This window comes from Achromobacter sp. K91, assembly GCF_003576205.1.
GTDB classification, from domain to species: Bacteria; Pseudomonadota; Gammaproteobacteria; order Burkholderiales; family Burkholderiaceae_B; genus Achromobacter; species Achromobacter aegrifaciens.
Genome location: NZ_QWFB01000031.1, coordinates 106,247 through 118,583, shown reverse-complemented (window position 1 = coordinate 118,583; position 12,337 = coordinate 106,247). Strand labels below are relative to the sequence as shown.

Below are 12,337 nucleotides of genomic sequence, written 5' to 3'. Positions count from 1 at the left end.
TGCGCGAGTTACATGAAGTAATGCACTGTAGTGCTGCGCTAACAAAAGGTTGTTGAAATACGCGGCCTTGGTTACACCCTCCTACATACCAAAAAAATGCACATATCCCGGGTTCTCCTCATCGGCGCAATGATGGCCTTCCTCGCGGGCTGCGCCACGTCCCCCAAGCCGCAGACCGACGCCGAGTACAAGCAGTCGATGACGCACGCCACGCAGACGCTGGCTGCCAAGGGCAACGATCAGGCGGTTGCCGAGTTCCAGGAAATAGCCCTGCTCAATCCCGCGCGCGGCGAGCCGTGGTCGTACATCGCCAAGATCCGCTTCGACGAGCAGAAGTACGGCGAGGCCATCGTCGCGGCCGATGAAGCGCTGAACCGTGACCCCGAAGACTTCACCGCCAAGACCGTGCGGGCCGTGGGCGGCCTGCGCGTGGCCATGCAATCGCTGGCCGATCTGCGCGCCAACGCGCTGTTGGCGGGCAACGCCCGCACTGATGCGGTGGCGCTGGCTGCCGCCATGCGTGAAACCCTGGGCCAGGACGTGCTGTTCCCCGAGGGTTACAAGCCCCCGCGCCCGCGCCAGCCGCGGCGCAACGATGCGCAGGGCGCGGCCGCCGCGCAACAGGCCAAGCCTGCCGCCAACGCGGCGGCGGCGACGCCGCCCGCTACGCCTGCGGCCCCCGCGGCGAATTCCGCTGCGGCTCCCGCCGCAAAGCCGCCTGTGGCCCCGGCTGCTTCCGGCGCCGCGCCGGCCGGCCGCGCGCCGGATCCGTTCGGCAACCTCCTCAAACCCTGATCGGGCCCCACGGCCTCTTCACTATGCACTTCGCTTGGAGCCCCCATGGCTAAGAAAGAAAGCGTTCAGAAAAGACTCCAGAAAGTACGTCCGCCGCGCGTGCAGCTGACCTATGACGTCGAGAAGGGCGACGCGATCGAGCAGAAGGAACTGCCGTTTGTCGTGGGCGTGGTCGGCGACTTCAGCGCGCAGTCCGAAGCCGAGCTGCCGCGCCTGAAAGACCGCAAGTTCGTCAACATCGACGTCGACAACTTCGACGACGTGATGCGCGGCCTGGAGCCGCGCGCCGCGTACCGCGTGAAGAACCGCCTGACCGACGAAGGCGGCACCTTCGGCGTGGACCTGAAGTTCCGCTCGGTCGAGGACTTCCGGCCCGAGGCCGTGGTGCAGCAGATCGAGCCGCTCAAGGAATTGCTGGACATCCGCACCAAGCTGGCCGACCTGCGCAACAAGCTGGCGGGCAACGACAAGCTGGAAGACCTGTTGGGCGAAGTGCTCAGCAGCACTGAAAAACTGCAGCAACTGACCAGCGAAGCCGGCAAGAACGGCAAGGGAGGCAGCAATGAGTAATTCCGCCGCCGCGCAGAACGTATCCGCGCCCGCCGCCGAGGCCGACTCGGGCCTGCTGGACCAGATCGTCGAACAGAGCCGCGTGGCCAAGTCCACGGCCGAGCACGACCGCGCCAAGGATCTCATCGGCGAGCTGGCCCGTGAAGTCATGAAGGGCACCGTCGTGGTCTCGGACAACCTGTCCGCGATGCTCGACGCCCGCGTGGCCGAGCTGGACCGCCTGATCTCGGCCCAGCTGAGCGAAGTAATGCACGGCGCCGAGTTCCAGAAGCTGGAAAGCACCTGGCGCGGCCTGCATTACCTGTGCCAGGAGAGCAACACCGGCCCGATGCTGAAGATCAAGGTGCTCAACGTCACCAAGCGCGATCTGGTGCGCGACTTCCAGACCGCCATCGACTTCGACCAGAGCCTGATGTTCAAGAAGGTCTACGAAGAAGAGTTCGGGACCTTCGGCGGTTCGCCGTTCGGCGCGCTGCTGGGCAACTTCGAGATCACGCGCCAGCCCGAGGACATGTACTTCATCGAACAGATGTCGCACGTGGCCGCGGCCTCGCATGCGCCCTTCATCGCCTCGGCCTCGCCCGAGCTGCTGGGCCTGGACAGCTTTGCCGACCTGGGCCGCCCGCGCGACCTGGCCAAGGTGTTCGATACCGTGGAATACACCAAGTGGCGCAGCTTCCGCGATTCGGAAGACTCGCGTTACGTGGGCCTGACCATGCCGCGCTTCCTGGGCCGCCTGCCCTATGACCCGAAGGAAGGCACTTCGGTAGAGGGCTTCAATTTCGTCGAGGAAGTGGACGGCACCGACCATGCCAAGTACCTGTGGTGCAACGCCGCCTGGGCCTTCGGCGCGCGCCTGACTGCGGCCTTTGCCGACTTCGGCTGGTGCGCGGCGATCCGCGGCGTGGAAGGCGGCGGCCTGGTCGAGAACCTGCCGACCCACACTTTCAAGACCGACGACGGCGAAATCGCCCTGAAGTGCCCGACGGAGATCGCCATCACCGACCGGCGCGAAAAGGAATTGAGCGACCTGGGCCTGATTCCGCTGGTGCATTGCAAGAACTCGGACTACGCCGCGTTCTTCGGCGCGCAGTCGGTGCAGAAGGCCAAGAAGTACAACACCGACAGCGCCAACGCCAACGCGGTGCTGTCGGCCCAGCTGCAATACATCTTTTCGGTATCGCGCGTGGCGCACTACCTGAAGGCCATGATGCGAGACAAGATCGGCAGCTTTGCCTCCGCGCAATCTGTCGAGAGCTTCCTGAACCGCTGGGTCTCGCAGTACGTGCTGCTGGACGACAACGCGAGCCAGGAGCAGAAGGCGCAGTTCCCCTTGCGGGAAGCATCGGTGCAGGTTGCCGAGGTGCCGGGGCGTCCCGGCGTGTTCCGGGCCGTGGCGTTCCTACGGCCTCACTTCCAGCTCGATGAGCTTTCGATTTCGTTGCGCCTGGTCGCGGAACTCCCCGCCCAAGCCCAGAAGTCGTGACCACCGTCGGATTCGACGATTTTTAACCAGAGAGGCTATTAATGAAGGACATCTACGTCAAATTCGGCAACCCCGCACTCAAGGGCGAGTCGCAGGACAAGGACCATCCGGACTGGATCGAAGTCGGATCGTGGCGCCATGAAATCATCCAGCCGCGTTCGGCTACCGCCTCCACCTCCGGCGGCCACACCGCCGAGCGCACCGAGCATGGCGAGATGGTCTTCACCAAGGACCTGGACGTGGTCAGCCCGCTGCTGTATCAGCACGCTTCCGGCGGCACGACGTTCGACGAAGTGACCATCGATTTCCTGCGCGCCGACGGCGAAGGCAACCGCGTCAAGTACCTGGAAATCAAGCTCAAGTACGTGATCATCTCGCGCGTGGCGCCGGAAGTCGTCAGCGAAGGCCTGCCGCACGAATCGTTCTCGCTGAAGTACGCCGCCGTGCAGTGGAAGTACACGCAGCAGAAGGTGGGCGGCAACCAGGGCGGCAACGCCCAGGGCGCATGGAGCCTCACCAAGAACGACAAGACGTACTCGGTCTGAACCTGACCGCATGAACGGCAAAGGCCCCGGCCGGTCCGGCGCCTTTGCTCAATGAGGCCGCGATGAAGGGATTCGAACCCAGCCTGTTCGACAAGTTGTTCGACGGCGACGGGCAGACACCGCATGCGTTGCGACGCCTGTCGGTGGAAGAAATCAAGGAAACGGTCGCGCGCGACATCGAGGCCCTGCTCAATACGCGCATGGTCTTCACAGAAGACTCGCTCAAGCGCTTTCCGAACTGCCAGCGGTCCATCCTGACCTATGGCTTGTCGGATTTTTCCGGCCTGAGCCTGGCCAGTCACTACGACCGCGAGTTCATCTGCCGGTCGCTGGAGCAGGCGATCGCCCGCCATGAGCCGCGCCTGACGCATGTGCGGGTGTTGCTGCAGGTGGACAGCCGCGCGACCTCGGTGCTGTATTTCGCGATTACCGCGATGCTGGACGTAGGGCCTGCGCATGAGCCGGTCACGTTCGACGCGACGCTGCAGCCGTCGACATTGCAGTACTCGGTGAGCAAGGGCCGGGCCAAGGCCGCGGCGGCCGCCTGATAACAAACCATGCACGCGGGCGCCGGCGGCACGCCGCCGGCGAAGAAGGGAAAGATGGAAGAACTGCTGCCTTACTACGAACGCGAACTGGGCTTTCTGCGCGGTTCGTCGCGCGATTTTGCGCAGCGCTATCCCAAGATCGCCGCGCGGCTCGGGCTATCCGGTGAAACCTGCGAGGATCCGCACGTCGAGCGGATGATCGAATCGTTCGCGCTGCTGGGCGCACGCATCAACAAGAAACTGGACGACGATTATCCGGAATTCACGGAAGCGTTGTTCGAGGTCATGTACCCGCATTACCTGCGCCCGTTCCCTTCGTGCTCGGTGGCGCAGTTCGACATGGGCGGCATGGCCTCGCAGCTGACCGCGCCGGTGCGCATGGCGCGCGGCACGGAATTGAAGTCGCATCCCGTGCGCGGCGTGGCGTGCCGTTTCCGCACGGCGTACGACGTGACCCTGGCGCCGGTGAGCGTACGCCAGGCGGTGTTCGCGGCCACGGCCAATGCACCGTCTGCAGCCAGCCTGCCGGCGGGCGTGACGGGCCGGTTGTCGCTGACGCTGGCCTGCCTGGCAGAAACCCAGAATTTTTCCACCCTGGCGGTGGACCGCCTGCGCGTATACCTGCATGGCGAGCCCTCATTCGTAGCCGCGCTGCGGGACTGCCTGTTCCTGCGCACCGCCGCGGCCTATCTTGAAACACAGCCGGGCCGCTGGAACCGCATGCAGGATGTGCCGCTGGCGGAGGTGGGGCTGTCCGAGGACGAAGCCCTGATCGACTTCCCGGCCAGCTCGCATCCCGCCTACCGGCTGCTGGCGGAGTACTTCGCGTTCTCCGAGAAATTCAACTTCGTGGACATCGACCTCGCGGCGCTCAGGCGCGCGGCAGGGCCGGTGCGTGAAATCACCCTGCATCTGGCATTGAAGGGCGTGCGCGCGGATTCGAACACGGCGCGCCTGCTGGAGTCGGCCTCCGCGGACAATTTCCGGCTGGGCTGCACGCCCGTGGTCAACCTGTTCGCGCAACGCGCCGATCCCATCCGCGTCACCCATGCGCAGGCGTCCTATCCGGTGGTGGCCGACGCGCGCCGCGCCTATGGCTACGAGATCTATTCGATCGACCGCGTGCGTCAGGTGCGGCAGAACATGCAGGGCGATTCGGTGGTGGAATTCCGGCCCTTCTATTCGCTGCATCATGGCGAAACGCCCGAGGGCGCCGGTCACTACTGGACGGCGCGGCGCAATGCCATGGTGGCCGAGCGCAGCCCAGGCTACGAAATGGAGTTGTCCATCGTCGACATCGATTTCGATCCCTCGCTGCCGCAGACCGAGACCCTCAGCCTGGAGCTGACCTGCACCAACCGTGACCTGCCCTCGCATCTGGCGGTGGGGCAGCCGGGCGGGGACCTGTTCCTGGAGGGCGGCTCGATCGCGCGTGAGATCCGCATGTTGCGCCGGCCGACGCACACGCATCGTTTCCAGCAGGGGCGGGCGGCGCACTGGCGCCTTATTTCGCATCTGGCTCTGAACCACCTGTCGCTGGTCCACAGCGGTCTGCCTGCGTTGAAAGAGACGCTGCGGCTGTATGACCTGTCGCACTCCGCGGTGGCGGCGCGCCAGATAGAAGGGCTGGTCGGCCTGGACTACAAGCCTGCCACGCACTGGATGCCCGGCGAGCCGTTCGCGACCTTCGTGCGCGGCATCGAGATCCGGCTGACGATCAACGAAGACAACTTCGTCGGCACCAGCCTGCATGCCTTCGTGGCGGTGATCAACCGCTTTTTCGGCCTATACGTGCACGCCAACAGCTTCGTGCAGCTGGTTGTGCTGTCGCGCCGCGGCGCGGAAGAAATCCTACGGTGCGCTCCATGCAACGGCGACGCGATCCTAGCGTAATCGAATCGCTGCTGGCCGAGCCGCAGCGCTTCAAGTTTTTCCAGGCCGTGCGCGTGCTGGAGTCGTGGTTCGCGCGGCAGGAAGGCAGCCGCGCGCGCAATGCCGTGCCCGCGCACCTGCGCTTCCTGAACTCATCTTCGCTGGGCTTTCCCGCCAGCGAGATCGCCGCGCTGACAGCCTATGACAAGCAGGGCCAGGCGCTGGAAGACACCGAAGCGCGGCTGGCGGCGCTGGCAGCAGGCAACCTGGGACGAGTGGAGATCGAACCGGCCTTCTTTGGCCTGTTGGGCGCACAGGGCGCCATGCCGCTGCATTACACCGAGATCCTGAGCACGCGCGAGAGCTCGCGGCGCGACCGCGGCGCCCGCGCCTTCTTCGATATCTTCTCCAACCGGGCGGCGGCGCTGTTCTACGCGGCCTGGAAGAAGTACCGCATGCCGGTGCGGCACGAGACCGAACAGGACCACCATTACCTGCCGCTGCTGCTGGCGCTGGGCGGCATCGGCCATCCGGCGCTGCGCGACCGCCTGCAGTCGGGGCAGGGTCGGGTGTTCGACGAATCGCTGGCGCACTACGCCGCGGCCGCGCGCCAACGGCCGGTATCGGCGGCCTACCTGCAACGGGTACTGGCGGATTACTTCCAGGTGCCACTGCGGGTGGAGCAGTTCGTCGGGCGCTGGTATCACGTGCCGCCGCAGAACCGCACGCAGCTGGGCATGCCTGGCGCGGTGCTGGGCGTGTCGGCCATGGCCGGCGACCGCATCTGGCAGCGCGACATGCGCATCCGGCTGTGGATCGGCCCCTTGTCCAAGGACGCGTTCACCGACTTCCTGCCCGGCGGCGCGCGCGCCCAGGCGCTGGAGAAACTCCTGACCATGTTCGGCGGCATGAGCTTCGAATACGAAGTGCGGCTGGTGATGGCCAAGGAAGACGTGGGCGGCAGCGTGCTGGGCGAAGGCGGCGGCGCGCGTCTGGGCTGGAACTCCTTTCTTTGCACCGAAGCGGTGGCATCGGACCGCGATGACGCCAGCTACGAATTGCACACCATACATTGAGACTAGACGACCTGGAATATGGCCACACCCTTGAAGACCCTGATTGGAAAGCTCAACCAGACCTGCCGCCAGGCGGCCGAGCGCGCCGCCAGCCTGTGCATGGCCCAGGGGCACTATGAGGTGGACCTGGAACACCTGTTTTTGGCGCTGCTGGAAAAGCCGGCCAGCGATTTCAGCATCGTGGCGCGGCGCAGCGGTATCGAGGCTTCGGTGCTGGAAGCGGACCTGAATGCCGAGATCCGCGGCTTCAAGAATGGCAACACCCGCACGCCGGTGTTTTCGCCGCATCTGCCGCGGCTGTTCGAACATGCCTGGCTGATTGCTTCGCTGGACACGCAGACCACGCGCATCCGTTCCGGCCATCTGCTGCTGGCCTTGCTGACCGAGCCCGACCTGGCCCAGTTGGCGCGCCGCGGTTCGCGCCTATTCGAATCGTTCAGGCTGGATGAACTGAAGCACGATTTCGCCGCGCTGACGGCGGGCTCCGAAGAGGCGGGCCAGTCGGTGGCGCTGGGCGACAGTCCGGCGGCGGACGCTGCCCAGGACGGCGCGGCCCCTGCTGCCGGCCTGTCCAAGACGCCGGCGCTCGACCAATACACCGCCAACCTGACCGAGCGCGCGCGCGAAGGCAAGATCGATCCGGTGATCGGGCGCGATGCCGAAATCCGCCAGATGATCGACATCCTGACGCGTCGCCGCCAGAACAATCCCATCCTGACCGGCGAGGCCGGCGTGGGCAAGACCGCGGTGGTCGAGGGGCTGGCGCTGCGCATCGTGGCGGGCGACGTGCCGCCAGCGCTGGCGGGCGTGGCCCTGCGCACGCTGGACATGGGCCTGTTGCAGGCCGGCGCCAGCGTCAAGGGCGAATTCGAGAACCGTCTGAAGAATGTGATCGACGAGGTCAAGCAAAGCTCCACGCCCATCATCCTGTTCATCGACGAAGCCCACACCATGATAGGCGCGGGCGGGCAGGCCGGACAGAACGACGCAGCCAACCTGCTCAAGCCGGCGCTGGCGCGCGGTGAACTGCGCACCATCGCCGCCACCACCTGGAGCGAATACAAGAAGTACTTTGAGAAGGACGCCGCGCTGGCGCGCCGCTTCCAGGTCGTGAAGGTGGAAGAACCCAGCGAGGAACTGGCCGCCAGCATGCTGCGCGGCATGGCGCCGCTGATGGAGCAGCACTTCGGCGTGCGCGTGCTGGACGAGGCCATCGTGGCCGCCGCGCGTCTGTCGCACCGCTATATCAGCGGCCGCCAGCTGCCGGACAAGGCCGTCAGTGTGCTGGACACGGCCTGCGCGCGCGTGGCCTTGGGCCGCAGCGCCACGCCGGCACTGATCGATGACGCGCGCCACCGCCTGGCGCGCCTGGAGACCGAACGCGCCGCCCTGCGCCGCGAAGCCGCGGCGGGCGCGGCGCAATCCGCGCGCCTGCGCGAGCTGGATCAGGAAATGGACGCCACGCGCGCCGCGTTGACGGACGCGGAAGCGCGGCTGGAGCAGGAAAGCGAGCTGGTCAGGCAGATCCACGCGCTGCGCGAGGAACTGGAAGCGGCGGGAACGGACGTGACGCCGGAGCCCGCCGGCAAGCGCCGCTCGGGCAAGGCGGCCGAACCCGTCGCCACGCCCGGCCAGGCACAACTGGCCGAACTGCAGCAGCAACTGCGCGCCTTGCAGGGCGAGGCGCCGTTGGTGCCGGCCTTCGTGGACGCGCAGGTCATCGCCGAGATCGTGTCGGCCTGGACTGGCATTCCGCTGGGCCGCATGGTCAACGACGAAATCCGCACGGTGCTGGAACTGCAGCCCCTGCTGGCCGAACGCGTCATCGGCCAGGACCATGCCTTGCACGCCATCGCGCAGCGCGTGCGCACCGCGCGCGCCGGCCTGGAGGACCCGAACAAACCCAAGGGCGTGTTCCTCTTCATTGGCCCCTCGGGCGTGGGCAAGACCGAGACCGCGCTGGCCGTGGCCGACGTGCTGTATGGCGGCGAACGCAAGCTGGTCACCATCAACATGAGCGAGTACCAGGAAGCCCACAGCGTATCGGGCCTGAAGGGCTCGCCGCCGGGCTACGTGGGCTACGGCGAGGGCGGCGTTCTGACCGAGGCGGTGCGCCGCCAGCCCTACAGCGTGGTGCTGCTGGACGAAATCGAGAAGGCTCATCCGGACGTGCTGGAGCTGTTCTTCCAGGTGTTCGACAAGGGCGTGATGGACGACGCCGAAGGCCGCGAAATCGATTTCCGCAACACGCTCATCATCCTGACCTCCAATGTCGGGTCCTCGGCCATCATGCAGGCGTGCCTGAACAAGAGCGCGGAGGAACGGCCCGATCCCGAGGCCTTGCAGGAACTGTTGGCGCCGCAGCTGTACAAGGCCTTCAAGCCCGCCTTCCTGGGCCGCATGAAGACCATCGCCTATTACCCGGTGGACGACGACGCGCTGGCCCGCATCATCGGGCTGAAGCTCGGCCGCATCGCGCAGCGGGTCCAGGCCAATCACCGCGCCGTCTTCGAATGGGACGAGGCGCTGGTGGAGGCCGTGCTGGCGCGCTGCACCGAGGTGGATACGGGGGCGCGCAACGTCGACCACATCCTGAATGGCACGCTGTTGCCGCAAATCGCGGAACAGGTGCTGGGCCGCATGGCGCAGGGCGAGGCCATCGCCCGCATCCGCGTTACCGCCGGCAAGAACGGCGATTTCCGTTACCGCCTTGCCTGACGCCGGAGCCTGACATGCCGATGGATAATGCCGGCCTTTCCCGAATGTCGATCGCGTCGGTCGACCAGGCCAACCGTTTGCTGGACCTGCGCACGCCGCTGGGCGCCAACCGGCTCGTCGCGGAAACGCTGTCCGCCACGGAGACCCTGTCGGACGGCGCGTTCCGGCTGGAACTGACTGCGCTGTCGGACGATGCCGGCATCCCCTTGTCCGAACTGCTGGGCAAGCCGGCGACGCTGCGCCTGCAGACCGCGCTGGGCCGCGAACAGCCCCGTGTCTGGAATGGCTACATCATGGCGGCCGAGTTCCAGGGCGCCAACGGCGGGCTGGCGCGCTATGGATTGACGCTGGAGCCCTGGCTCGCGTTTCTGCGCGCGCGCCGCGACAGCTTTGCCTATCAGGACAAGACAGTCATTGAAATCGTCGACAGCATCTTCGGCGATTACAAGGACCAGGGGGGGCTGGCGCCGCAATGGCGTTGGGTGGTGAAGGACCGCGCCGCCTACGCCAAGCGCAGCCTCACCGTGCAGTATCGCGAAACCGATCATGCCTTCGTCGAGCGCCTGCTGGCCGAAGAAGGCCTGTTTTACTGGGTGGAGCATGAGGCCGGCGAAGGCGAGGGCAGCCACACGCTGATCATTGCCGACCACAACGGCGCCTTTCAGCCCGGCCCGCAGGCCAGCGTGCGCTTCGCGCGCGCCGACGTGACGGAGACCGAGGACAGCATCCAGCAATGGAGCCGGCGCGCACGCTGGCAAACCAATGCGGTGCGCATGGCCAGCTGGGACTACCGCAGCGCCCAGGCCAGGCCGGTGGCGGCCCAGGTCGATGGCGGCGGCGCGAAGGGCGCGATGGATCTGGTCGTCAATGACTATCCCGGCCAGTACGCCTACGAGGACAGTGTGCAGGGCGAACGCCTGGCGCACATCGCGCTGGCCGCGCTGCGCGTGGGCCAGGACAGCTGCGAAGGCGCGGGCACGGTGCGCACGCTGGCGCCGGGCCAGCGCTTTGAGCTGACCGGGCATTATCAGCAGGGCGGGGCCGCCTATGTGGCGATCGCCGTGCGGCACGAGGCCCGCAACAACTTCGACGAGGACCTGGGCCGCGCCGTGCGCGAGGCGCTGGGCGAGACCGGTCCGCAGGCAGCCGAGGCCGACTTCTACCGCAATACCTTTACCTGCATCGGCATCGATACGGAATTCCGCAAGGCCACGCGCGACGGGCACGGCGAACGCCTGCATCCGCGGCCCACCGTGTACGGCGCGCAGACCGCGCTGGTGGTGGGCGCCGAGGCGCCGGTGCACACCGACCGCGATCACCGCGTCAAGGTGCAGTTCCATTGGCAACGCGGCAAGGCTTCCAGCAGCCGCCTGGAGCATCCTTCGGGCGACGAGAACGCGCCGGCCAAGGACGAACTTGGCACGTGGGTGCGGGTGGCGGAGTCCGTGGCGGGCGGTGACTGGGGCGGGAACTTCGTGCCGCGCGTCGGCCAGGAAGTGCTGGTCGAGTTCCTGCACGGCGACATCGACCGCCCCGTGGTGGTGGGCGCGCTCTACAACGGCGCAGGCGCCGAGGACGCCGCGCATAACCAGGTGCAAGGCGGCGCCGCCAACGCCACCGGCAACGCGCCCGCCTGGTTCGCGGGCGGCGCCGACGGTCATGCGCACAACGTGGTGATGTCCGGTTTCAAGACGCAGGCGCTGGCCAGCAGCGGCCAGGGCACCGGCGGCTACAACCAGCTGGTGCACGACGACACGCCCGGACAGTCGCGTCTGACGGCTTCGACCACGCAGGCCGAGAGCCGCCTGAACCTGGGCCATATCAAGCAGCAGCGCGACAACGAAAGACTGCAGGACCTGGGCCACGGCGCGGAACTGTCGACCCGAGAGGCGGTGGCGCTGCGCGGCGGCTCCGGTCTGCTGATCAGCGCGGACCTGCGCGGGAACGCCGAGGGTGCGTTGCTGGACAGCTCGGAAGCGGCCAAGCAGATCGAGCGGGCGGCGCGTTCAGCGGAGGAGTTGGCGCAGGCGGCAACGCGACAGAAGGCGGTGCTGGAAGACGATCCGGAAACACTGCCTGCGCAGGATGCATTGAAGCACGTCCTGGAGGTGATCGACGCGAAGCAGGACGCGCCCGAGGGCGAGCCCGTTGTCGCCTATAGCGAACCGCAGCTCCAGGTGAGCGCGCCTAGCGGCATCGGCCAATACACGCCGGCCGACGCATTCCTGGCGGCCGGCGCGACGCTGTCGCAGGTGGCGCCGGACGTCAACTGGATCAGCAGCGCCAACCTGGCGGTGGGGGTGGTCGGCGGCGCGGTGTTGTTCACGCTAGGCCGCAAGGCGCCGGGCGACAGCCCGGTGCAAGGCCAGGGGCTGCTGCTGCACGCGGCGGGCGGCAAGCTACGCCTGCACAGCCAGGACGCCAAGATGACGCTGTCCGCCGAAAAGGCGGTGACCTTCGCCTCGGCGCAGGCCGCAGTGAACGTGCAGGCCGCCAAGCGCGTCTTGGCGACCGCGGGCGGCGCCTATTTGCGGGTGGAGGGAGGCGGGATTCAGCTGCACGCGCCGGGGAAGGTTGAGTTGAAGGCAGGTGTGCATAACTGGGCGGGGCCGCAAAGTGCGCCCTTGCAACTGGGGCTGCCGGAGGGCGACTTCGAAGGATGCCAACTGAGAATGCAGAGCGCGGCGGCTTCGGGCGCGGCGGCGGTTGAACTGTAGCGGCCAGGGC

The 12,337-nt window shown here is 66.8% G+C and carries 9 protein-coding genes; all 9 read left to right on the top strand.

Going from position 1 to position 12,337, the window contains the following annotated elements:
- The first annotated feature begins 129 nt into the window (after window positions 1–129).
- The gene (locus tag DXK93_RS13980; RefSeq protein ID WP_054452042.1) at window positions 130–795 is read left to right on the top strand and encodes a hypothetical protein; all 666 of its coding nucleotides are present in this window, start codon (window positions 130–132) and stop codon (window positions 793–795) included.
- A gap of 45 nt (window positions 796–840) precedes the next feature.
- Complete coding sequence (gene tssB, locus DXK93_RS13975) at window positions 841–1,365, top strand: type VI secretion system contractile sheath small subunit (protein ID WP_013396290.1); 525 nt, start codon at window positions 841–843, stop codon at window positions 1,363–1,365.
- The gene (gene tssC / locus DXK93_RS13970; RefSeq protein WP_059371264.1) at window positions 1,358–2,851 is read left to right on the top strand and encodes a type VI secretion system contractile sheath large subunit; all 1,494 of its coding nucleotides are present in this window, start codon (window positions 1,358–1,360) and stop codon (window positions 2,849–2,851) included. Before tssB ends, tssC begins: the two co-directional genes overlap by 8 nt.
- Window positions 2,852–2,892: 41 nt before the next feature.
- A complete protein-coding gene (locus tag DXK93_RS13965) occupies window positions 2,893–3,396 on the top strand; it encodes a type VI secretion system tube protein Hcp (protein WP_006395404.1) in 504 nt (167 codons plus the stop codon).
- Window positions 3,397–3,458: 62 nt separating this feature from the next.
- Window positions 3,459–3,944, top strand: a complete 486-nt coding sequence (gene tssE / locus DXK93_RS13960) for a type VI secretion system baseplate subunit TssE (RefSeq protein WP_054452040.1) — start codon at window positions 3,459–3,461, stop codon at window positions 3,942–3,944.
- A 54-nt stretch (window positions 3,945–3,998) separates the two neighbouring features.
- Window positions 3,999–5,837: a type VI secretion system baseplate subunit TssF gene (tssF, locus tag DXK93_RS13955; RefSeq protein WP_119450485.1), complete on the top strand. Its 1,839-nt coding sequence runs from the start codon at window positions 3,999–4,001 to the stop codon at window positions 5,835–5,837.
- On the top strand, window positions 5,801–6,892 hold the full coding sequence (gene tssG / locus DXK93_RS13950) for a type VI secretion system baseplate subunit TssG (protein WP_175161300.1): 1,092 nt from the start codon (window positions 5,801–5,803) through the stop codon (window positions 6,890–6,892). Before tssF ends, tssG begins: the two co-directional genes overlap by 37 nt.
- A gap of 18 nt (window positions 6,893–6,910) precedes the next feature.
- A complete protein-coding gene (tssH, locus tag DXK93_RS13945; RefSeq protein ID WP_119450353.1) occupies window positions 6,911–9,610 on the top strand; it encodes a type VI secretion system ATPase TssH in 2,700 nt (899 codons plus the stop codon).
- Between the two features lie 14 nt (window positions 9,611–9,624).
- Window positions 9,625–12,327: a type VI secretion system Vgr family protein gene (locus tag DXK93_RS13940; RefSeq protein WP_119450352.1), complete on the top strand. Its 2,703-nt coding sequence runs from the start codon at window positions 9,625–9,627 to the stop codon at window positions 12,325–12,327.
- Window positions 12,328–12,337: the final 10 nt, after the last annotated feature.